Below are 24,040 nucleotides of genomic sequence, written 5' to 3'. Positions count from 1 at the left end.
TATTTCGAAGTTGTAACATTGTACCGCTTCATTATTTTATCACAAAATAAAGTGACATGAAGTGATACAATCTGTTAGTTTAAAGAGAGATAGGGAAGTTATTTAATCGTGGACTTTACACTTCCGCAAGAAAGCATAGAACTTCCGTAGTAAGGATTTACGATCTTTTCTTCATTGCTCAGCCAGCTTGCATCTGCCATTGGGCAATACTGTACGAATATAGGTTTCTCTGAAAGCTTGAATTCTTTCGCTAAAGCAATCATATTGTCAGAAAGGTTGGAAAAAGTTTCTCTTTGAGCATCAATACTTCTGGCATCAGAAATAACGGTTGCATCTTTTCTTAATGTATTTAAGTTTCCTTCTGTTACTACTTTTAAATCAACGGCTGAAGCAGTTTTAATAAATTCTGTGGCTGCCTTTGATGTTTTGTCTGCATCATCTGAAGCCAGAGCTGATTTAATCGTAAGATAATTTTGATATAATTTTGAAACCTGAGCATCAGATTTCGACTGAGCGGTTATAGAAATTATTGAAAATAAAGAGAATACTGCTGTAATGATATACTTTTTCATTGTTTTAAATTTTAGAATTAATAAAGAATAATTTGAAGCCGCAAGAACGCGACAAGTCCTGTCGTCATTAGTGATATCAATATCAGACGACTGACGAATTCTAAATTCTAAAATTACAATGATTCAGATAGATGGGAACCGGCCTGTATTCAGGCGGTGCATTGATTTGTATCTGTGTAGCTTTTGTAGCAGAAAAAGACCGGTCTGCAAAGAAAAAATGATGATTGGGAACCTCCGGAAGCTGTTGTAAAAAATTTATGGTCAGCAGATCCGTCTTTTGGGAGTTATCTACTTTTACCACTTTAATTTCTGTCTTACAACAGTCCTTTTTAGTTTTAACCCCGCATTTACTGCAAAGATCATCCACTTTCTGGCTTACAGAAGCCATTTCTTTCATACAGTAGTGAACGCTAAAAGCTGCCCCGGAAGAAAATCCGAAGTAGAAAATAGAGAATAGTATGGCAAGAATCTTTTTCATTGGCTTGTACAAAGGTAAAAATATCTTTGAGACCCTTGTTATAAAATTCTGTATTCTTGTTATAGAATTCAGGAATAAAAAAACTCCTGAACGTATTCAGGAGTTTTGTATGTTGTTGCAAATATTGTATTACAGCTTGAATTCTAATTTTACATTGAAGAAACGTCCTGTAAGGTTAACAGGAACCGGAATCATTGTATTTGAATTATAATTGGTAATCCACTGGTTTGAAACTCTATTCGTTATATTAAATGCATTGAAAACCTGTACTCCTAATGTAAGTTCTTCAAAATTACCCCAGAATCCATATCTGTTTTTCTTATCTTTCGAATCAATGAATACTTTTGAAAGTCCGATATCTACTCTTTTATAAGCCGGCAATGTAGCCTGATACTGGTAAGGATCTGTGAAAACAGCCGCTCCATTCGGAAGTCCCATTGCATAGACTAACGTAAGGTTTACACGCATGGAAGGAAATTGTGGCATATAATCCTGATAAAATGCAGAAAATCTGAACCTTTGATCGGTAGGTCTTGGAATGTTTCCTCGTCCGTCAATATTTTCGAATGTCCTTGCATAACTGGCAGACAACCATGAATCTACTCCTGGAACAAATTCACCAAACAATCTGGTGTCAATTCCGTAGGCATATCCTGTAGCATTATTCTTACCGGAATAACGAATCCTTACATTATCCATATAATAAGGGATCAGGTCATCCATTTTCTTGTAATACAACTCTGTTGTTAACTTAAATGGCCTGTCGTACATCTGAAATTCATAGTCATTCGCAAGAATTAACTGGATCGAACGCTGAGACTTGATATTGGAATTAAAATTACCATCCAGATCCTTGATTTCTTTATAGAAAGGTGCCTGATAGTACACCCCTCCTGAGACTTTAAAGAGCATATCGCTTTCCCAGTCCGGCTTTATCGCAAACTGAATTCTTGGTGAGAATATGGTTTCTTTATTAAAACTCCAGTTTGAAACTCTCGCACCGGCATTCAGAAATACTTTACTGGCTCCCCAATAAAACTTTTGAGAATATTGAGCGTATGCCGATAATCTTGTTGGTTCAATGCTGTTTTTCCCGGCGATATGGTAAAAAAGATCAAGGTCTCCCGGTGTCCCAAATCTTGGATCATTTATAGGCAACGGAAGGCTGTACCCTGCAGAATCTACCAACTTCCATTCATTGGTAAGGTCTTTCAGGTTTTCTTTTTCATATTTAAAACCTACTTCAATATCTGTATTGACATTAGGTGAAAAATGGGCTCTGAACTGTGTTCCATAGGTTCTTACGAACAAATCATTTCTGGCTTGTTCTATTTGTCCGCCACCATCGTATGTGGCAACCGGATTATTAGTGACAGGATCAAAAGTCTGGATTTCATAGCTGGAAGCTATTGAATAATATTCTTTTTCTCTGTTCTGATAGGAAAAAGTATCCAATGTAAACCTCCATTTGTCGGATGGTTTATAGTTCATTGAAAAAGTTCCCATCATATTCTTATACATATCATCTTCTCTACCTCCGTAGCCTATATTTACGGTCATTGGCTGTAAAGTACTCCCAAAATTCACCGTTTTTTGTTTGGGAATCATCTCATAATCATTCTTAGAATAGTACCCTATAAAAGAAAGAGAGAATTTATCGTTGATATGGTAATTGATATAGGATTGAAAATCCCAATACGTCGGATTAAAATCCGTATCCTCATTCAGTGTATTCAGGACAAGATTGGTATTTCTGTATCTTCCTGAAAATAATGCGGTTAATTTTTTATTTTTTGAGGCTAAACCAGCGGTTAACCTACCTCCTACTAAACTCGCCTCGCCTGAAACTTCAAATTTTTCAGGTTCACGGTAGTAAATATTCAGGGCAGAAGACATTTTATCTCCATATTTAGCTTCAAATCCTCCTGCTGAAAAGTTAACCGAAGATACCATATCCGGGTTAATGATACTCATTCCTTCCTGCTGGGAATTCCTGATCAGGAAAGGTCTGTAGATTTCAATATCGTTAATGTAGATAAGGTTTTCATCATAGTTTCCACCACGAACCATATATTGGGACGAAAGTTCGGTATTGGAGTTTACGGAAGGAAGTGTCTTCAAAAGTCCTTCAATCCCGCCACCAATAGTCGCTACATTTTTAGCATCTTTCGCTGAAATCTTGACATTGGTAATGTCATTCGTTCTTCCGACTGCTTTTTTCTGGAAAACGACTTCCTCAATATCGGTTACTTTTGCTGCGGTATCTCTTTTTTTATTTTGAGAGAAAATAAGCATGGGAACCATAAGGCTCAACGGTAAAACTAGTTTTTTCAAAAGAAATATTTTAAGAATTTCTAAAAATAGGTATTTTTTAACAATTACAAAATTGATTCTCTGATTCTTGTTAATTTTTGTAACAAATCTTCTAATAAATCTAATCTTAACATGTTGGCGCCGTCTGATAAAGCGGTTTCAGGGGTTGGATGGGTTTCAATAAAGATTCCGTCTGCTCCTACCGCAATTCCTGCTTTGGCAATAGTTTCTATAAGATCCGGTCTTCCACCTGTAACGCCTGAAGTCTGATTAGGCTGTTGTAAAGAATGGGTAACATCCAAAATTACCGGAGCATATTCTCTCATGGTAGGAATTCCTCTGTAATCCACGATCAAATCTGTATATCCGAAAGAATTTCCTCTTTCAATAATTGCAACTTTCGGGTTATTGGAATCTGTAATTTTTTGTACTGCAAATTTCATGGATTCCGGAGAAAGAAATTGGCCTTTTTTCAGAGAAACACATTTTCCAGTGGCTGCCGCAGCTATCAAAAGATCGGTCTGACGCACCAAAAATGCAGGAATCTGTAAAACATCTACATATTGTGCCGCCAAAGCCGCATGTTCGTTCTCATGAATATCTGTAGTCGTAGGAATATTAAAAGTTTCTCCAACTTTTTTAAGAATCTCCAGTGATTTTTCTTCACCAATAGTGGTAAATGAGTCTACACGGCTTCTGTTGGCTTTTTTGAAGCTTCCTTTGAAAATGTAAGGAATATTATATTTATTGGTAAGTTCAATTACTTTCTCGGCAATTCTAAGAGCCATATCTTCGCCTTCAATAATACAAGGTCCTGCAATAAGAAAGAAATTTTTTGAATCTTTGTGGTGGATATTATCTAAATACTGAATCATTTTATTAAAATTAAAAAGTTCAGTAAAAATACTTATAAAGTTTCAGAATCGGAAATTATTTGAGAGGAATAGATGGTGTGGATTAGATAGAAGATTTCAGATGCCAGATCTCAGACTTTAGATTAAGCCTGTTATTATATATTGTATAAAAAAATAATACATAATCATGTGCAAAATCAGTACAATTTGCGAGAAATATCATTAAAAAATATATATTGTTTCAGAACCTTATGAGCTCATTTTCTTCAAAACTTTTTCAAAAGTATTGATATTCCGGCTGGTGAATTGGTCTTTTAAGTTTTTCCTGCCTAAAATCTTTCCAAAAGAGGAATCCAACGTATTTCCTTTCGGTACCTGCCAATAAAAAATCCCATTAACAACGGTTGCTTTTTCATGTTCAGTTTTGGAAGCTTTTTCAAATTCCTCCACAAGGATATTCTCTACTCCATCAGCTCCTACAAAAGCATAAGTATGAAGATCTTCATTTTTTTCAAAAGGATTTCCAGACCAAAAAGCTTCCGTATCATCATGAGATTTCACAAATAAAAAAGCTTCATAAGAAAAGTGGTCTGACATCGCTTTTTCAAGGATCTTTTTTAGATCTGCAATATTTTTATCGGAAGAGAAAACAATATTTCCTGAAGCCAGCACAGAACCAACATCCTGCATTCCGGCTTCTTTAAAAACCTGGCATACATCTGCCATTTTCATATTGGTTCCTTTTACATTGACTCCACGGAGAAAAGCACAGTATTTCATGGGTTGGTTTTTAGTGTTTGGTGTTTGGTGTTTGGTGTTTGGTGTTTGGTGAAAGTACTAATCCTTAAATCTTCAAATGTTTTAATCTTTAAATTTTATTAAACCTAATCTCTCACCCTCTCATACAAGTTGTAATCCGTTCCGGAAGGCTTCAGAATATAGATCTTTTCCAAAATCTTATTGTTGCTCTTCAAATGATCTTTTACCCTGAATTCTTTTAATAGTTTATAATGAATCTGGTAGTATTCCGCGTCTTTCCCTTTAAATAGATTGTCATAGGAAAGCAGATATTTCGGTTTTCTCTTTTCTACAGTATTGATCCAATAATGTTTCTTGTCTTTTATGGCTTCTGCCTGAATCTGTTTGTCTACCAGCCCTACTTCATCTATTGTCTTTAATCCTGAAAAATAAGGTACATAGCCTGCCGGTTCAAGTAAAATCCACTGATTTTTATCTTTTTCATAGGTATTTAAAAAGAGTCCTATCGTTCTTCGATAATTCCATTCCCCGTTTCCTGTTGCAATGGAATGAACCGTCTGGAAAGCCAACATTGGAAGGATATAAAAAACGGCAAGAGAAGAAATCCACCAGTTTCTTTTTTCTTTCTGCTCCAGTACAAAAATAAGAACAGGAACGAAAAGCAGAAGCTGCGGCACCCAATAATACCAATCAAAAAGGCTTTTCTGAGAAAGGAAAATAAGCTGTTTTGCCCATCCAAAAATGAAAATCATCCATAAGAAATAATTTCTTTTGTCTCTTTGCCTTATCAGATAGATAAAGCATACAAGTTCGAAAATCAATACAACAATAGTAATGATATTAAAATTCCCGGGAAGCTTCAGCATTCCCCAGAAATTTCCGAAACTTATGATGAAGTAATTCAGATTTTGCTGAAAGTTAAAAGAATGATCGTACAGCAGCTTTTTGGCAACAATCGTATTGTTCACCAGTTCTCCAAAATAGAACCAGTTGAATGCCACCGTCGTTAAAACACCCAGAATACCTCCTAAAACATAGTTCCACCTGATTTTTTTATTCCAAAAAAGATCCACTAAAAATACAATTCCAAGGAAAATTACGGTATCTATTCTTGTAAATAATATCAAAATCGGAAGGATGATAAAGGCCCATTTTTTCTGCTGATGGAAACCATAATAGAGCAAGGTCATTTCTAAGAAGAAAAGAATTCCATATTCCATTCCGAGAATAGAAATCTTGATACCTGGAGGCAGAATTCCTAATAAAAATATAAAAATAGCTTTATGCCATGGATTTTTTAATACTAAATTCGACAGGAATAATGTTCCAATAGTAAAAAGAATGGAATTGAAGATCAAAAGAGGTTCAATGAAATGTTCTTTACCAAAAATCAAATTGAAAAAATAGGAAACGAAAACATACAAATGGGTTGTAGAGGCCGAAATTTTAGTATCTCCATTAAAGCCTATTACGCCATAATCCAATAGATTTTGGGCTACGCGCCAAGTAATAAAAGCATCTTCCTGAATATAATGGGTTAATAAAAAAAGGAGCTTGAATAGTACCGTTGTTGCGACGGCATAGATAGGGAGTCTGCTAATTTTGGTTTCGGACATTGTGTATTTTTAATTCCACAAATATAATCTTAAAATTTATGAATCCCAATACAAAAAAAGCGGAACCGAAGTTCCGCTTTTAGTCATTTATTATTGTGTGACTTTAATAATTGCTGTGGTGATCTGACTTTCTTTTTCTTTCGAATAAGTGGAATCAAAAGGTTCCATAATATCAAATAAATATTGGTAGAAAGGAGTAATCTTTTGAATATTTTCAGATTCTTTTCTTGCTTTTTCTTTACCCATCTGCTGAAGATCTTTTATAAAGACATTAAACTTTTTGTCGATCGGCTCAATGGATTTCACAAGATAATCGTAAGCTTTTTCCTTTTGTCCTATCTTATTGTAAGCATCTGTAACCGCTGAAACTACAAGTGAATATTCCATAGGTTTTGTTCTCATCTGTCTTCTCAGATAGCTTTGATCTGACGCGGAAAGACTCAGGTAATAATCGTACTCGTCAAAAATACCTTTTTTAAGAACTTCTGCCAGTTTCAATCCTTTCTGCTCCTGTCCGGCAATGATGTATCCCGATACAATGGAGCTTAATGAACGTGGATCATTGTATTTTTCCGCAGGAATTTCTTTGGCAGCAAGATCTAATAACTCCAGTGCCTTTGCTTTCTGACCACTAAGAGCCAGCGCTGAGGCGGCTCTGCTTGCTGACATTCTGTAGCTGATGATGTTTGATGTTGCTGTTTCATCGAAATGAACATTCAGGTTTTTAAAATTACCCCATCTATAGTTTTTCACTACATTATAAAGGGAGTTAGGATCTACTCTTCCCATATCACCATCTGCACTTGGAGGTGTATGAATAGGTACCAATCTGTAGCTAAATCCATCAAACTGAAGGTACTCATTTAGGTAAAAAATGTTTTCGCTGTCATACACTCCTCCTGAAGAGAAGTTAATCGGACGCTTCCAATCAAAGTTTGCCAATAGATCCATCATGATTAGATTATTCTTATATAAAGTGTTTCCTTTATAAGTAATCATAATTTGGTTGGCTACGTTTGGAAGGTCTGCCTGGTTGATGATTCCAGCTCGTAAGGCATTATCCTTATTAACCGGTAAAATGAATTTATTAACAGGAAGAATATTATATTTTTCAAATTTCTCTTCTCCGAAATACATTTTCAGAAGTTCATCTTTGGCTGGAGACTTATGCTTAATGAAATTAATAGCCTCTTTCAATGACATTGAATCCTGAACAAGGTATTTTCTGAATTCAGCAAACTCCGTTTCAGGAGCTCCCTGCTCTTTAAGCATAGAAAACACACCTTGCCAATCCTCTTTCTTCATCATATAGATCTGGTCATTAACACCATCTCTGTAATCTTCGTGAGTTAGCTGGCTTGGAATTCCCTGCGCATTGTATGTTTTTCTTTTAACCTGATCTAAATTCCATGGAGTTGAAGCTAAAGTAAAGTTAACCACTTTCACATCATCTCTGAATCTTTCAGTCTCCTGAATTGCCCAAACAGGGTAAGTATCGTTATCTCCATAAACGAACAGGATTCCATCTTTCGGTAATGATTTTAACATTGAATATGCATAATCATAAGCTGTATATCTATTGCTTCTATCATGTACATTATAGTTCTGGAAGCCCATCATAAAAGGTACTCCCAATAACATTACTCCTGCAGCGATATTCGCCCCGTTTGATTTTATTTTAGATTGCAGGAACCATAGAATTGCTCCGGCTCCCATCCCGATCCATATCGCAAATGCGTAGAATGAACCTACCATTGCATAATCTCTTTCTCTTGGTTCAAAAGGTTTTACTCCTGTATAGAAGACAATCCCTACACTTGTTATAATGAATAAAGATAATATCGCATAGAACCTTCCAAAGTCTCTGTTCAGCTGGAAGAAGAATCCTATTAATCCTAATAATAATGGTAAGAAAAAGAAGGTAACCGTACTTTCATTTTTGAATTTCGCCGGCATTTTCTCCTGATTTCCATATAAAGCATCATCAATGAAAGAAATCCCGGAGATCCAGTTTCCTTTTGTGCTTTCCATATTTCCTTCAAGGTCATTCTGTCTTCCGACAAAGTTCCACATCAGGTATCTTGCAAAATAATATCCGTTCTGGAACGTAATGAAATAATCCATATTCTGAGCCAGAGAAGGCTTCTGGACATTGATCAGGTTATAAGGTTTTACCTTTAAATAATCTGCTGCGGTAATCGATTTATCTTCATATTTACCTCTCAGCTCTTCAAAAATCTGCTTAGCCTGAGGGTTATCAGCAACTTCTTCATTGCCGTAGTTAAAGGTAAAATCCGGTGCCCCATACATAGAGATATAATTAGCCATTACATCCTTATCCTCATTAAACATCCTTGGCATCAAACTGATCTGAGACTTACTGAAAACATAATTAAAACGGTCTCCTGTCTTTCTATAGGTTCCTGTTTTCTCATCTTTTTCGTAGATATCACCACTTTTCTCAGTCTTGAAGCTTCCGTCTTCATTTTTTTCGATTCCATTGGCATCAAGGAAAGCTGTATAGTTCTGTCCGTAAATAGTAGGCCAGTCTCCGTACTGAGCTCTGTTATAATAGTCCAGCATACCGATAGCAGTATCAGGATCGTTAAGGTTCATTGGAGGATTAGCATTCGCTCTGATAGGAATTACCATCCAGCAAGAGAACCCAATCATCATATACACTACAGATAATGCAGCAGTCTGGTATAAATTTCTTTTTGCTTTTCTTGCATATTTAATCATGAAATAACAGATCGCCACCATTAAAATAAAGGCTACAATCGTTCCTGAATGGAAAGGAAGTCCAAGACCATTCACAAAGAATATTTCCAGTCTTCCGAACATCGTCATGATTAAAGGGAAAATAATTTTGAAAACAATAATCAAAATTCCCAGGGTAATAAGGTTTGCCCAAAGAAAGTTTTTCCAGGTAAACGTATAATTTCTTGCATAATATACTAAACAAACTGCAGGAATAGCAAGCATACACATCATGTGCACCCCAACAGAAAGTCCTAAAATGAAGAAAATAAGAATAATCCATCTTTCATTATCCGGCGCCTGATATTCGTTTTCCCATTTCGTGATCAACCAGACCAATAATGCGATAAACATTGAAGCCATTGAATACACCTCTCCTTCTACAGCAGAAAACCAGAATGTATCCGAGAATGTGAAACATAAAGCTCCCACTGCACCGGCAAATAAGATCGAAATCTCCTGGTGTATGGTAACTTCTTCAAAATCTTTGTTCAGGAGTCTTCTTACAAAATGAGTAATCGTCCAAAACAAAAATAAAATAGTAAATGCACTGAATAATGCAGACATCGCATTGATTACGATAGAATAATTTTCCCCTTTCCCCAAAGCAAAAATGGCTGCAACGGCACCCACAATTTGGAATAAAGCCGCTCCTGGAGCGTGCGTTACCTCTAACTTTACTGCTGAAGAAATGTACTCGCCACAGTCCCAAAAACTGAAATTGGGTTCTATCGTCGACAAGTACGTGAAAAATGCAATGACGAAAATCACCCATCCTAAAGCGGTGTTCCATTGCCTAAAAGTCCAATTTTTCATAGTATTAAATCAATTATGCGAAAATAAGGCTTTTATACCATTTTAGATTGATTTTAACAAAATTTAAAAAAAATGGCGTGGTATTTGAAACCATAGTACACCGAAGATTGCAAATAAGAAAATGATTTTTGTTTAATCTATGCTTACAAATCAAACAAAAGTTTAGAAATTATTTATTTTTTTGTATTTTTGCGGTCAGATTTTTATTGAAAAATAACAAATAATGAGTAATGTTTACGATAATATCCTTGGCCTAATAGGGAACACTCCTATGGTAAAGCTAAATACTGTTACAAAAGATATTCCTGCAACTGTTTATGCCAAGTTAGAATCATATAATCCTGGACATTCCACTAAAGATAGAATCGCACTTCATATTATAGAAAACGCCGAGAAAAAAGGTTTATTAAAAGAAGACTCAGTAGTTGTAGAAACTACATCCGGGAATACCGGATTTTCTATTGCAATGGTTTGCATCATTAAGGGATATAAATGTATTCTTGCAGTAAGTGATAAAACAAAACCCGAAAAAATCGCTTATCTGAAGGCGTTGGGAGCTGTTGTGTACATATGCCCTGCTAATGTGCCCGCAGATGATCCAAGGTCTTACTATGAAGTTGCCAAAAGGATTGCTTCAGAAACACCCAATTCCGTGTACATCAATCAATACTTTAACGAGTTGAACATTGATGCGCATTACCAGTCTACAGGACCGGAAATTTGGGAGCAGACAAAAGGAAAGATTACCCATCTTTTTGCATGCACTGGAACAGGTGGAACGTTGTCAGGATCGGCAAAATTTTTAAAAGAAAAAAATCCCGATATCAAAATAATCGGAGTAGATGCCGACGGTTCTATTTTAAAGAGCTACCACGAAACGGGAGAAATTCATAAGGAAGATGTGCATCCTTACCAGATTGAAGGTATGGGGAAAAATTTAATTCCTGCTGCTCTTCTTTTTGACAAGGTAGATGAATTTGTAAGGGTAAATGATGAAATGTCTGCTTACAGAACGCGTGAAATTGCTTTGAAAGAAGCCATTATGGGAGGTTACACTACAGGGGCCGTTACCCAGGCATTAATACAGTATGCCAATTCTCACGAGTTTTCTAAAGATGATATCGTTGTTTTAATTTATCCGGATCACGGTTCAAGGTATATCACGAAAGTATATAGCGACAAATGGATGGCTGAACAAGGTTTTGTTAATAACTGCGTTCATAATTATGACGAAGTCTTCAAAACGGAATTCATCAAATAATAATAAATTAATTATACAAATTAAGCCTTTTTTGTAGATCACAAAAGGCTTTTTTACTTAAAAATCACTAATAAAATGTTAGATATTTTTGAAAGAATAAAACAAAATCCAGGACCTCTTGGTCAGTTTGCAGATTATGCTGAAGGATATTTTGTTTTTCCAAAACTGGAAGGTCCTATTGGCCCAAGAATGAAATTCCAAGGTAAAGATGTAATTTTCTGGAGTGCCAATGACTATTTAGGATTGTGTAACCATCCGGAAGTGCTGGAAGCTGATGCAAAAGCGGCTGCAGAATTCGGAATGTTTTATCCGATGGGCGCAAGAGCAATGTCCGGTGAAACACAACAACACCAGCAACTGGAAAAAGAATTAGCAGAATTCACTCAAAAAGAAGCTGCTTATTTATTAAACTTTGGATACCAGGGAATGGTTTCGACCATTGATGCTTTGGTAACCAGACATGATGTAATTGTATATGATGCTGATTCTCACGCTTGTATTGTAGACGGAGTTCGTCTTCATATGGGTAAAAGCTTTACATTCAAACACAATGATATTGAAAGTTTAGAGAAAAACTTAGCCAGAGCAACCAAAGTAGCAGAAGAAAACGGAGGTGGAATTTTGGTGATTACGGAAGGAGTTTTCGGAATGAGAGGAATGCAGGGTAAACTTAAAGAAATCTGTGATCTGAAATCAAAATTCAATTTCAGATTATTGGTGGATGATGCTCATGGATTCGGAACTTTAGGTAAAACCGGTGCCGGAGCAGGTGAAGAACAGGGATGCCAAGATCAGATTGATGTTTACTTCTCTACTTTTGCCAAATCTATGGCTGGTTTCGGAGCTTTTCTTTCAGGAGATGAAACCATCATCAGATTTTTAAAATACAATCTTCGTTCTCAGATTTTTGCTAAATCTTTAACCATGCCAATGGTAATCGGAGGTTTAAAAAGACTGGAACTGTTGAGAACACGCCCGGAAATTAAAGCTAAATTGTGGGAAAACGTGTACAAACTTCAAAACGGATTGAAAGAAAGAGGATACAACATTGGAAATACCAATACTTGTGTAACTCCTGTTTTTATTGAAGGAACAACGATTGAAGCTACACTTTTAGCGAAAGATTTAAGAGAGAATTACGGAGTTTTCACTTCTGTGGTAGTATATCCGGTAATTCCAAAAGGAATGATCTTATTAAGATTGATCCCGACAGCTTCGCATACTGATTCAGAAATTAATGAAACACTGGCTGCTTTTGACGGCATCCGTGAAAAATTAACTTCCGGACATTACACAGAAATGGAAAAACAAATGAATATCGAGTACAAGCAAATGTAATACTTGATACCGTCATATCATAAAAAAACCACTGATGTATTTTCAGTGGTTTTTTATAAAATAAATAGTCAATGAAGTTCAAAGGGTATGCATTAGGTATTATATCTGCTATTTCGTATGGCCTGATTCCTATTTTTATTTTACCAATCAAACGGTCTCATTTCTCATTGGATGTCACTTTATTTTATCGTTTTTTATTTTCAGCATTGATGGTTGGGGGTTACCTTATCTATTCTAAAGAAAATTTTACTTTAAATAAAAAAGAAACTTTAATATTGGCTTGCCTGGGAATTTGTTATGCACTTTCTTCCGAATTTTTATTTTTAGGATATGATTTTCTCAGTGCCGGAATTGCGTCCACAGTGTTGTTCATATATCCTATCATTGTCGCATTAATCATGTTTTTTGTGTATAAAGAAAAACTGACGTCACTTTCTGTCATTTCTTTGCTCTTTGCTTTTGCGGGAGTCATTGTGCTTTGCTTACAAGGTACTGGATTTCAAATCAACTTTAAAGGGTTGGGCATTGTAATGTTAAGTTCCCTTTTCTATGCATTGTACATGGTGATCGTCAATAAATCCAATATGAAAATTTCGGGATTTAAGCTGGCGTTTTATTCCATGCTGACGACTTCGGTATTTTTTATGATCAAGGCATATTTCGGAAATGATTCATTTATCATTCCTTCCGTACCTATTTTCTTTAATTTTGTTACTTTTGCATTTCTAACCACTCTTATTTCGAGTGTATGTTTAGTGTATGCCGTTCAATATATCGGCCCTACACCGGCTTCCATTTTAGGCGCATTAGAGCCTGTGGTTGCAGTGATGATAAGTGTCCTGATATTCCATGAAGCGTTTACCAGTAATCTGTTTGCAGGAATTGTATTCATTCTTTTCGGGGTTACTCTGAATGTTATTTCAGACAGCAGAAAATTGAAAAAAAATTAAAATTGCTTATTTGCAAACAGCTTCATTATCTTCTATTATAATTAAAAAAACTTCTCTTTTGAAAGATCTGCTTCTTATCACTCCCCCTTTTACTCAGCTTAATACTCCTTATCCGGCAACAGCTTACATAAAAGGTTTTCTGAATACCAAACATATTTCCAGTCATCAGATCGATCTGGGGATTGAAGTTATTTTGGAATTATTTTCGAAAAAGGGAATTCAAAAAATATTCAGCAAAGAAATTGATCTCCAGACGATTTCTGAAAATTCTCAGCGTATTTACGCATTGAGAGAGGAATATATAAAAACGATTGACCAGGTTATTCTTTTTCTGCAGACTAAAAATCCTACACTGGCCAGACAGATTTGCAGCATGAACTTTTTACCGGAAGCCTCCCGTTTCAATCAGCTTGATGATATGGAATATGCATTCGGAAATATGGGGCTTCAGGATAAGGCAAAACATCTTGCCACGTTATACCTTGAAGATCTTTCGGATTATATCGTTGAAAATGTAGATTCCGATTTTGGATTCAGCAGATATGCAGAACGATTAGGGAAAAGCGCCAATTCTTTTGATGAATTATATTTAAAACTGTTAGGAGACGAGTCGTTTATCGATGTAATTTCCTTGCAGATCCTTCAGGAAAACCTGGAAACCGTGCAACCCAAACTGGTTTGTTTTTCGATTCCTTTTCCCGGAAATTTATATGCAGCTTTCCGATGTGCCAAATTTATTAAGGAACATTATCCACACATAAAAATAGCGATGGGCGGTGGCTTTCCCAATACAGAACTCAGAGAAGTAAAAGATGTCAGGGTATTCGAATTCTTTGATTTCATTACGCTAGACGACGGTGAACTTCCGATAGAATTACTTCATGAAAATATGGATCAGCATGAAAATGCTGCTTACAAAAGAACTCTTCTCTTGGAAAACGGAGTGGTTACGTATAAAAATAATACCACAAGACACGACTATAAACAGGCTGATATCGGCACTCCTGACTATACGGATTTACAGCTTGGCCACTATATTTCTGTCATAGAAATTGCCAATCCGATGCACAGTTTATGGAGCGACGGAAGATGGAATAAACTGACTATGGCTCACGGATGCTACTGGGGTAAATGTACTTTTTGCGATATTTCTTTAGATTATATTAAAATTTATGAACCTATTTCAGCCAAAATCCTGGTCGACAGAATGGAAGAATTGATTGCCACCACAGGAGAAACGGGATTCCATTTTGTAGATGAAGCAGCCCCGCCCGCTTTGATGAGAGAAGTTGCTTTGGAGATTTTGCGGAGAAATCTGGTGGTTACCTGGTGGACCAATATCCGTTTTGAAAAAAGTTTTACACGAGATTTATGCTTTTTATTAAAAATATCAGGCTGTGTCGCAGTTTCCGGAGGACTTGAAGTGGCGAGCGACAGACTGCTAAAACTGATCGAAAAAGGAGTATCTGTAGAACAGGTAGCCCAGGTTACCAGAAACTTCACAGAAGCCGGTGTTATGGTGCATGCTTATCTTATGTACGGTTATCCTACGCAGACGATTCAGGAAACGGTGGATTCGCTGGAGATGATCAGGCAGCTGTTCGAAATGGGTGTTTTACAGAGTGGATTCTGGCATCAGTTTGCCATGACCGCTCATTCACCTGTCGGATTGAAACCGGAAGAATTTGGGGTGGTTCCTATCAAACAGGAGATCTTATTTGCCAATAATGATATCGATTTTACGGATACCACCGGAATCGATCATAACAAGTTTAGTTTTGGATTGAAAAAATCTCTTTTCAATTATATGCATGGAATTAATTTTGAAATTCCCCTGCAGGATTGGTTTGATTTTAAAATTCCAAAAACAACCATTCATCCGGATTATATTCATGACTGTCTTTTGGAAGATGAAAATTTTACATTTAAAGGAAATTCCAAAGTTATTTTCTTAAGTAAAAATATAATCAGTGAGGAACGTGTAAAAGCAAAAAAAGGAAATTCATGGACGTATACCCATCTTACCTTTCATTTGAAAACCAATATTGTATCTATTGATCTGGAGCCGGAAAAAGCTGAATGGTTGATGAAAATCCTGCAGGAAAATTCAATAGAACATTCCAAAAAGATCACTCTTCAGCAGCTTAAAGTTCTGTTTGAAGAATACTTTGAAGATTTCGAGTTGTTCTGGTTTTCAAAACCTATGCAACAATTGAAGGAAAATGGTATTATTTTAAGCCTGTAATTTTTGAATGTATTGAGAATAAAAAATCCGGAAATTTATTTTCCGGATTTTTTAATGTATTTAAAGTCAATATAATTTTATTTTTCAGCATTGCCTTTCACCACATCCCCAACGATTACTTTTTCCTGAACTTTGATAAAACTCGGATCCATAATGGCTATCCGCTCTGCAATGGATTTATAGGTCGGGAATTTTAATAGTGCTGCCCTGCCGGACATTTCCCGGTAGAGCGTAAAAATCTTTCCGTTTGCTGTTTTAATCTGCTTGGTGGTGGTAATATATCTCCCAATATATTTACTCTTGGCATCATACACTTCTATATCGATGAAGGTTTTATCCGTAATGGTATCTTCTGAACCGAAACTTACAGGAAGATTGGTAAAGTATCCTACCGGAACGCCGTTGCTGATGATCTCTCCTACTTTATTGACTTCAATATTCAGCTTATCGATTTTGCTTCTTGTGGTATAGGCATCTTTTGTTTTGCTGTCCAGCTTTCTTTTCGGAACATTTTTGAAAATTTCATCCAGATTTTTAACATTGATTCCTTTGTTATCAATAACCTTTAATCCTTTTATGGATGTATACACCGCCGACTTTTCTTCGCCTGAAAATGCCGACGGAGAAATATAGTCGAGTTCTATTGTTTTATCTCTGTTGTAAACCCTGTTCAGCTTAATGTAGCTGTCTCTTACCGAATCTACCACACTTTTGTCTATAAACTCCATAGTATACATTGGGGTTTCCCCCAGATCCATGAAAGTATAGATATTGGATTTGTTTGAGATTTTGGCAACATGTATTCCGTCAAGACTTACAATACCTCTTTTGGTTTTAAAATCCTGGGCATTACACAAGATTCCCAGAACAATAGTAAAGAATATGATTGTACTTTTCTTCATAAAATCAGACTTTTACACAATAAAAAAAGTGTAACCAAAGTTACACTTTCTTGAAAATATATTTAGCTTTTCATTTAATTATTCACAAAGGATAATCCCTTTATTATGATTAAATTCTACAACACCGCTTTTGATAGGATATGAATAAACAGCGTCTTTCCCGCCCTCTTGAGTAAAGTTTTTAGCGTATGCTTCATCCACAGATGAAACAAAAAGCTTTACATTACCGCCTACTAAAGAAGAAACGATTCCTGCGTGGTTTTTCATGATGTGAAATTCACCATTTTTTCCAGGCAATAATACAGAGTTTACTTCTCCTTCAAAAACTACGTATTCTGGTGTTAAAATTTTTATATTCATTTTAATTTAGATTTAAAGATTTCAGAATTCAGATTTCAGACATAAAAGTCTCATGTCTAGAATCTGACATCTTGTGTCTAATTAATTTATTACGCGTTATCAGCTAACATTTTTTGTCCAGCTTCGATCGCTTCTTCAATAGTTCCTTTCAAGTTGAAAGCAGCTTCTGGTAAGTGATCTAATTCACCGTCCATAATCATAGTAAATCCTTTGATGGTATCTTTGATATCTACCAATGATCCAGGAATACCTGTAAACTGTTCTGCTACGTGGAAAGGCTGAGATAAGAATCTCTGAACTTTTCTGGCACGGTATACTACAGATTTATCTTCTTCAGAAAGTTCTTCCATACCAAGGATCGCGATAATATCCTGAAGCGCTTTGTATCTCTGAAGAATTTCTTTCACTCTTTGAGCACAGTTATAGTGTTCTTCACCGATGATTTCCGGAGCTAGGATTCTTGAAGTTGAAGCCAATGGATCTACCGCCGGGTAAATACCTAATGAAGCAATTTTTCTGTCTAGTACCGTTGTTGCATCCAAGTGAGCAAACGTTGTTGCCGGAGCCGGGTCAGTTAAGTCATCCGCAGGTACGTAAACCGCCTGTACTGAAGTAATTGAACCATTTTTAGTTGAAGTAATTCTTTCCTGCATCGCACCCATTTCAGATGCCAATGTAGGTTGGTAACCTACCGCTGAAGGCATACGTCCAAGAAGTGCAGACACCTCAGAACCAGCCTGTGTAAAACGGAAAATGTTATCTACGAAGAATAATACGTCTCTACCTTGTCCGCTTTCACCTCCATCTCTGTAGTATTCAGCTAACGTAAGACCAGAAAGTGCTACTCTAGCTCTTGCTCCTGGTGGCTCGTTCATCTGTCCGAAAACGAATGCCGCTTTAGAATCTTTCATAGCTTCTAAGTCTACTTTAGAAAGATCCCAACCTCCGTTTTCCATAGAGTGCATGAATTCGTCACCATACTTGATGATCCCTGATTCAAGCATCTCTCTTAAAAGGTCATTTCCTTCTCTCGTTCTTTCACCTACTCCGGCGAAAACTGAAAGACCTCCGTGTCCTTTTGCAATATTGTTAATCAACTCCTGGATTAATACTGTTTTACCTACACCAGCACCACCGAACAATCCAATCTTACCTCCTTTTGCGTAAGGCTCGATAAGGTCGATTACTTTGATACCTGTAAATAAAACTTCTGCAGAAGTTGAAAGTTGATCAAATTTTGGAGCTTCTCTGTGGATCGGCAGTCCGCCTTCCTTAGAAATATTCTGAAGCCCGTCGATAGCATCACCAACCACGTTGAATAGTCTTCCGTTTACAGCTTCACCGATTGGCATTGTAATAGGCATACCATACCCGATTACTTCCTGCCCTCTTTGAAGACCGTCTGTAGCATCCATAGCGATACATCTCACTGTATCTTGTCCTATATGCTGTTCTACTTCTAAGACTACTTTTTCACCGTTTCCTTTTGTAATTTCCAATGCATCATAAATGCTTGGAATTGCCTCCACATTTGAGAAGACTACATCGATTACAGGACCAATAATTTGAGAAATTTTTCCTTTAATTTGGTTTGCCATTGCTAAATTTTTTCTTGGTGCAAATATAATGATTCTTAATAAACCCACAATTGGTAAAAAAAAGATTTTTATCATACTTTTTAAAGAACAAAACATTCAGATTTTGAGGCTATTTTTTTTGAATTTTGAATTAATTTAAATATAATTATACGTTAATTCCATTTCCCGACCTTCACAGATGATAGAGATTTTGATTGTAATTGCCTTTTTATCAGACCGGCAAGAGCAGCATTTCACAAAAATCAATTCTAAATTATGAATTGATCCTATAAAACATGATAAGAGAAAATAACTTCGTATACATTATTATAGATAATTTAAAGGCTTTATATTTGCAGTCAAATTTTTTCCGTTTTGAAAGTTTTCAAGAATTTTAAAGATTATTCCTCTCAAAAGCCTCTAGCATTGTCTTTAGGAATGTTTGACGGCGTGCATCTTGGCCACAAAAGTATTATTGACGCGTTAACTAAAGTGGGTACGCAAAACAATTTAGAAACAGCAATCCTTACTTTTTGGCCCCATCCACGATTTGTTTTTAATCCTAATGAAGATTTAAAACTGCTGAATACGATCGATGAAAAAAAATTACTGATTGAAAAATATGGCGTCAATAATTTATTTCTAAAAGAATTTGACGACGAGTTCAGAAATCTTACGGGTGAGGAATTTGTGAGACAAATCCTGGTTGATCAGCTGAACGTAAAGTATCTTATTATAGGATACGACCATTCTTTCGGAAAAAATAAAAGCGGAAACTTTGCTCTTCTTCAGGAATTATCTAAAGAATTGGATTTTGAAGTCGATCAAATGGAAGCCATCAACATTCATGAAAATAATATCAGCTCTACGAAAGTGAGAAATGCACTTTTAGAAGGCAATATTAAAGAAGCGAATGAAATGCTGGGATACACCTACTCTGTTTCCGGAAAAGTGGTTCATGGGAAGAAGATCGGAAGAACGATTGGTTATCCTACGGCAAACATTGGAACAGAATCCATCAAATTGCTTCCTAAAAAAGGGGCTTATATTGTTGAAGTCTATGTAAAAGGACAGTTTTATAAAGGAATGCTGAGCATTGGCACCAATCCTACGGTGAATGGAGATTCATTAACGGTTGAAGTTTATATTTTAGATTTTAATGAAGATATTTATGGTGAAAACATCACCGTACAATTCAGGGACTTCCTTCATGACGAAATTAAATTTGAAGGGCTCGACAAGCTGATCGAAAGGTTGGACGAGGATAAAAAAATTACTAATAATTATGGTTTCTAGAGCTAATAATTTTGATTTTTTAAGACTGCTTTTTGCCAGTGCTGTTGTTATAACCCATTCTTATCCTTTATCCGGGATGCTGGAGTCTGATATTTTAAACCGAATGACTTCCGGCCAAATATCTTTTGCTTACCTCGGGGTTAAGGGATTTTTTATTATTTCAGGATTTTTGATTTTTAAGAGTCTTCTTCGTTGTGATAATCTTCTTGATTTTTACTGGAAAAGAGTTTTAAGACTTTTTCCGGCATTAATTGTTATTCTGCTCCTGACGGTTTTACTGGCGCCAATGGTTTATGAAAGTTCCATTCCTTATTTGAAAAACAAATCTGTACTTACCTATATTCCCCACAATATATCTTTGTTTTTTCTTCAATCTAAAATTGAAGGAGTCTTTGAGAACAACCCATACAAAGGCAGTATCAATGGGAGTTTATGGACAATATGCTATGAGTTCAGTATGTATATTATGGTGTCTTTACTGTTTTTTATCCGCAAAAAATCTTTTGTTAAGACTGTCGTATTTTCATTATTCATTTCAAGCTTTGCTTTATCCCTTTTTTATCCTAATTTTTTATATGGAATTTTAGTAAGGCTGCAATTGAATAGTTCAATCTTCTATAATCTCATGTGTTTCTTTACCGGTGGAATGTTGCTTACCTATTTAGATATTCGTAGTAAGAAGTTGGAGAATATTGTAATAATAGCCGCTCTTATTGTCTTTATAGCCAGTATTTATCTGAAAATATCTATTTATACCTGTAATTTTACCTTGCCTATTCTGATCATTCTTATTGGTAAAAGATCGACAAAATATATCAATAAAGTAGGTGATGTTTTAGGGGATATTTCTTATGGAATATACATCTACTCATTCCCTATCCAGCAAACCTTAATGTATTTCTTTAAACTGGATACGATCCCATTAATGATATGTTCGCTGATACTCTCTTTTTTAATGGGATATCTTTCATGGCATCTGGTAGAGAAAAAAGCCTTAGGATATAAGAATTTAATGATCCAGTTGCAGCAAAAGCGCAATTCACTTTCCATGAAGAAAGGCTGATTATTTCCCGAACATTTCTAGGAAAGATTAATTTCTTCTCTCGCTTTTTTCGTTAATGAATTAAAAACCAGTTCATACGACTGATCTATCATTTTAAAAATAAGATCTCTTTTCAACCCGTCTACCGAAACCGAATTCCAATGGGTTTTATTCATGTGGTAAGCTCCCGTGATCTGCGGATATTGTTCGCGGAGTTCTGCACTCCATTCCGGATCAGTTTTTACATTGATCCCTAAAGGCTGTCTTTCAAGCCCCATCAGAAGAAACATTTTTGTTCCTACTTTCATCACAAGGGTTTCATTATCAAAAGGAAAAGTTTCTGTCACTCCCTTTTTTGCAAGACAATAGTCTAAAATTTCGTTGGCGTCCATAGGTTTGGTTGTTGGGGTTTGGTTGTTAGTTGTCTGTTGTTGGTTTTTAGTGTTTGGTGTTTGGCCTGTGTGTTAAGTTGATGTCTAACTTCTTTATTCCTGTCTCTTAATTCTTACTATTCAAAAATTTCAAAAGTCAATATTATTAAAATTTTGTAAATTTAAAGGTGTATCTTTAAAATATTCAATCTACAAACTCAATTATTATGAAAGCTTTAGTTATTGGCGCCACTGGTGCTACGGGAAAAGATCTGGTTCAGCAGCTGCTGAATGATAAAGATTTTGAGGCAGTAGATGTTTTTGTACGAAAGCCCATCGATATTCAGAATGATAAATTAAACGTCCACATTGTTAATTTCGAAAAACCTGAGGAATGGAAAAATGCTGTGAAAGGCGATGTCGCTTTTTCATGTCTGGGAACGACTTTGAAAGATGCCGGAAGTAAAGAAGCCCAGAGAAAAGTAGATTTTGATTATCAGTATGAATTTGCCAAAGCAGCTAAAGATAATAATGTTGATGATTATGTTTTAGTTTCAGCATACGGTGCAGATCCAAAATCAAAAATTTTCTATTCTAAAATGAAAGGTGAACTTGAAGAGGCTGTAAAACAACTCCATTTCAACAAAATTACAGTTTTCAAACCGGGAATGCTGGAACGAAAAGATTCCCAGAGAACCGGAGAAGTTTTAGGAAGCAGAATCATCAAATTTGCCAATAAAATTGGACTTTTAGAAAGTCAGAGACCGCTTCCCACCGATGTTTTAGCAAAAGCTATGATCAATTCTTCAAAAATAAAAAGTAATGGCTATTCCAGTATTAAACTTGGAAATATTTTTTGTTTTGCAGAGAAAAGTAATGAGTAATTGATTTTTGGTTGTTGGTTGTTGGTTCTTGGTTCTTGGTTCTTGGTTCTTGGTTGTTGGTTGTTGGTTGTTGGTTGTTGGTTGTTGGAAATTACAATAAGGGAAGATAACTGCAAAATTTCTTTGTATGACTAATCCTTTTGATTTGTTATTTATTTTGTAGTGGTAGCTCCCATACTTTTACCAAGTTTTTCATATTCTACATCATTAGGTTCCCAAAGCTCTATTTTATTGCCTTCCATGTCCATGATATGAACAAATTTCCCATATTTGTAGGTCTCAATTTTATCAACAATGGTGACATTTTCTTTTTTAAGTTCTTCAACTAATTTTTCAAGATTCTCTACACGATAATTGATCATAAAATCCTTTTCAGAAGGCTGAAAATACTTTGTTTTCTCACTGAAAGGGCTCCACTGTGTAAATCCTTTTTTAGAATTATCTGCACCCTGATACCATTCAAACACTGCTCCATAATCATTGGTGGTAAGACCTAAATGATCTTTATACCATTGTCTCATTTTTTTAGGGTCTTTACAGGTAAAAAAAATCCCTCCGATACCAGTTACTCTTTTTACATCTTTGCCAGATTCATTTTCTGTCACCGATTTAAAAGCAAATCCAAATACAAAAGAAGCCAATATACAAACGGCGAATGTCAATTTTTTCATGATAAAGTGCGTGTTTTTAAATATTATACTTGATTTTTGTGAAAGTTATAAGCCTTTAATTGAAACGGCTATTATCTATAACCTCTTTAATCCAACTGTATTCATGTAAACTCTGAAGCTTTGATAATAATCCTGCTGGTATATTTTCAGTCCCAATCAATGTTCCTGAAATTTGTCCAGCAATAGATGCATTAGTATCTGTATCTCCTCCAGAATTAATTATTTGCTGAAACATTTTTTCCAATCCCAGATCCAAAATTTTCGTTGAACAAAAAATTGCAAGGGGAATAGAATTGACAACGTATCCATTATTTCCCAATTTAGCTATCTCAGGAATTGTTGCTTTTGAAGTATAATTATTAATCTCAATTAACCGGTCTCTTACATTCGTATCGGGAAGTTGAGGAATGATAATATCAAAAAGGTTATTGATTCCATCCCATTCAGAATTTAAAATTGCTTTTATGGATAAATATACCGCTAAAGTACCTGCAAAAGCTTCATCATTTTTATGAGTAATTGCACAAGCGTTAAAGACATCTTCTCTTGTTATATTAGAATAAAATGCCAGTGGTGCTATTCTCATTGCAGCTCCATTTCCTGCTGCGTATTCTCCGGTACGTCCAGCTTGAGTCCAATGAAATCCAGCTTCTTTATCTAGAATAGCCTTAAGTGTCGCTGCTCCTATTCCTGTTAACTTATTACTTCTGTAATAGGTAATAAACGTATCAATAAGTTTTTCGGGATCAAAATTTTCAATTAATAAAGCTTCGCAAGTAGCCAAGGTCAATTGAGTATCATCTGTAATACACCATTTCCGGGGTTTAGTACTTTTCCCTCCTAAGTAATAAATGTTAGAATCATCAACGATAACTTCGTTTTCATAACTGCTTCCCCAGGCATCACCAATAGCTCCGCTCAATATACAAGCCTCAAATCTATTAAAAATGTCCACGAATGCCCGAAGTTATATGA

The 24,040-nt window shown here is 35.7% G+C and carries 20 protein-coding genes; 7 read left to right on the top strand and 13 right to left on the bottom strand.

The annotated features are described in order from the left end of the window. Positions 1 to 98: 98 nt before the first annotated feature. From SB679_RS01020 to SB679_RS00990, 7 genes are all read right to left on the bottom strand, one after another. Entirely contained in the window at positions 99 to 572 is a 474-nt protein-coding gene (locus SB679_RS01020; RefSeq protein WP_410700379.1) for a DUF3347 domain-containing protein, read from the bottom strand. 100 nt (positions 573 to 672) lie between these two features. After that, positions 673 to 1,050 (bottom strand): HYC_CC_PP family protein, encoded by a 378-nt coding sequence (locus SB679_RS01015; protein WP_410700378.1) that lies wholly within the window; start codon positions 1,048 to 1,050, stop codon positions 673 to 675. Positions 1,051 to 1,179: 129 nt separating this feature from the next. Beyond that, positions 1,180 to 3,384: a TonB-dependent receptor plug domain-containing protein gene (locus SB679_RS01010; RefSeq protein WP_410700377.1), complete on the bottom strand. Its 2,205-nt coding sequence runs from the start codon at positions 3,382 to 3,384 to the stop codon at positions 1,180 to 1,182. 44 nt (positions 3,385 to 3,428) lie between these two features. Next, complete coding sequence (gene kdsA / locus SB679_RS01005; RefSeq protein WP_410700376.1) at positions 3,429 to 4,238, bottom strand: 3-deoxy-8-phosphooctulonate synthase; 810 nt, start codon at positions 4,236 to 4,238, stop codon at positions 3,429 to 3,431. Positions 4,239 to 4,466: 228 nt separating this feature from the next. Then, positions 4,467 to 4,997, bottom strand: a complete 531-nt coding sequence (locus SB679_RS01000) for a DUF1697 domain-containing protein (protein ID WP_410700375.1) — start codon at positions 4,995 to 4,997, stop codon at positions 4,467 to 4,469. Positions 4,998 to 5,101: 104 nt separating this feature from the next. Next, complete coding sequence (locus SB679_RS00995; protein WP_410700374.1) at positions 5,102 to 6,592, bottom strand: hypothetical protein; 1,491 nt, start codon at positions 6,590 to 6,592, stop codon at positions 5,102 to 5,104. Positions 6,593 to 6,682: 90 nt separating this feature from the next. Then, on the bottom strand, positions 6,683 to 10,168 hold the full coding sequence (locus SB679_RS00990) for a DUF2723 domain-containing protein (protein WP_410700373.1): 3,486 nt from the start codon (positions 10,166 to 10,168) through the stop codon (positions 6,683 to 6,685). Positions 10,169 to 10,391: 223 nt separating this feature from the next. Between SB679_RS00990 and SB679_RS00985 the strand changes: the two genes are divergently transcribed. The 4 genes from SB679_RS00985 to SB679_RS00970 all read left to right on the top strand — a co-directional run bounded on the left by SB679_RS00985 (position 10,392) and on the right by SB679_RS00970 (position 15,962). Further along, positions 10,392 to 11,429 (top strand): PLP-dependent cysteine synthase family protein, encoded by a 1,038-nt coding sequence (locus tag SB679_RS00985; protein WP_034711358.1) that lies wholly within the window; start codon positions 10,392 to 10,394, stop codon positions 11,427 to 11,429. 75 nt (positions 11,430 to 11,504) lie between these two features. Continuing rightward, positions 11,505 to 12,767: a pyridoxal phosphate-dependent aminotransferase family protein gene (locus SB679_RS00980; protein ID WP_317739876.1), complete on the top strand. Its 1,263-nt coding sequence runs from the start codon at positions 11,505 to 11,507 to the stop codon at positions 12,765 to 12,767. Between the two features lie 71 nt (positions 12,768 to 12,838). Further along, positions 12,839 to 13,717: a DMT family transporter gene (locus SB679_RS00975; protein ID WP_410700372.1), complete on the top strand. Its 879-nt coding sequence runs from the start codon at positions 12,839 to 12,841 to the stop codon at positions 13,715 to 13,717. 58 nt (positions 13,718 to 13,775) lie between these two features. After that, on the top strand, positions 13,776 to 15,962 hold the full coding sequence (locus SB679_RS00970) for a B12-binding domain-containing radical SAM protein (RefSeq protein ID WP_410700371.1): 2,187 nt from the start codon (positions 13,776 to 13,778) through the stop codon (positions 15,960 to 15,962). 77 nt (positions 15,963 to 16,039) lie between these two features. Here the strand turns inward: SB679_RS00970 and SB679_RS00965 are convergent, their stop codons facing one another. The 3 genes from SB679_RS00965 to atpD form a co-directional block, all read right to left on the bottom strand. Continuing rightward, complete coding sequence (locus SB679_RS00965; RefSeq protein WP_410700370.1) at positions 16,040 to 16,864, bottom strand: hypothetical protein; 825 nt, start codon at positions 16,862 to 16,864, stop codon at positions 16,040 to 16,042. 78 nt (positions 16,865 to 16,942) lie between these two features. Then, positions 16,943 to 17,224 carry a FoF1 ATP synthase subunit delta/epsilon gene (locus tag SB679_RS00960; RefSeq protein ID WP_034711363.1) on the bottom strand — a complete coding sequence of 94 codons (282 nt, stop codon included), beginning with the start codon at positions 17,222 to 17,224 and terminating at the stop codon, positions 16,943 to 16,945. Positions 17,225 to 17,313: 89 nt separating this feature from the next. Continuing rightward, entirely contained in the window at positions 17,314 to 18,822 is a 1,509-nt protein-coding gene (atpD, locus tag SB679_RS00955; RefSeq protein WP_410700369.1) for a F0F1 ATP synthase subunit beta, read from the bottom strand. Positions 18,823 to 19,176: 354 nt separating this feature from the next. Between atpD and SB679_RS00950 the strand changes: the two genes are divergently transcribed. Both SB679_RS00950 and SB679_RS00945 read left to right on the top strand, forming a co-directional pair. Then, positions 19,177 to 20,097 carry a bifunctional riboflavin kinase/FAD synthetase gene (locus tag SB679_RS00950; RefSeq protein WP_410700368.1) on the top strand — a complete coding sequence of 307 codons (921 nt, stop codon included), beginning with the start codon at positions 19,177 to 19,179 and terminating at the stop codon, positions 20,095 to 20,097. Beyond that, the gene (locus SB679_RS00945) at positions 20,087 to 21,160 is read left to right on the top strand and encodes an acyltransferase family protein (RefSeq protein ID WP_410700367.1); all 1,074 of its coding nucleotides are present in this window, start codon (positions 20,087 to 20,089) and stop codon (positions 21,158 to 21,160) included. Before SB679_RS00950 ends, SB679_RS00945 begins: the two co-directional genes overlap by 11 nt. A 17-nt stretch (positions 21,161 to 21,177) precedes the next feature. Here the strand turns inward: SB679_RS00945 and SB679_RS00940 are convergent, their stop codons facing one another. After that, positions 21,178 to 21,531: an MmcQ/YjbR family DNA-binding protein gene (locus SB679_RS00940; RefSeq protein ID WP_410700366.1), complete on the bottom strand. Its 354-nt coding sequence runs from the start codon at positions 21,529 to 21,531 to the stop codon at positions 21,178 to 21,180. A 206-nt stretch (positions 21,532 to 21,737) separates the two neighbouring features. Here SB679_RS00940 and SB679_RS00935 point away from each other — a divergent pair, with 206 nt between their 5' ends. Further along, on the top strand, positions 21,738 to 22,394 hold the full coding sequence (locus tag SB679_RS00935; protein WP_410700365.1) for an NAD(P)H-binding protein: 657 nt from the start codon (positions 21,738 to 21,740) through the stop codon (positions 22,392 to 22,394). Positions 22,395 to 22,546: 152 nt separating this feature from the next. On the opposite strand, the gene SB679_RS00930 is transcribed toward SB679_RS00935, so the two are convergent. Both SB679_RS00930 and SB679_RS00925 read right to left on the bottom strand, forming a co-directional pair. Further along, positions 22,547 to 23,065, bottom strand: a complete 519-nt coding sequence (locus SB679_RS00930) for a VOC family protein (RefSeq protein ID WP_410700364.1) — start codon at positions 23,063 to 23,065, stop codon at positions 22,547 to 22,549. Between the two features lie 55 nt (positions 23,066 to 23,120). Next, entirely contained in the window at positions 23,121 to 24,020 is a 900-nt protein-coding gene (locus SB679_RS00925) for an ADP-ribosylglycohydrolase family protein (protein WP_410700363.1), read from the bottom strand. Positions 24,021 to 24,040 lie beyond the last annotated feature (20 nt).

The organism is Chryseobacterium sp. SIMBA_029 (genome assembly GCF_046535275.1).
Taxonomy (GTDB): Bacteria; Bacteroidota; Bacteroidia; order Flavobacteriales; family Weeksellaceae; genus Chryseobacterium.
This window is presented reverse-complemented; position numbering and strand designations above follow the sequence as displayed.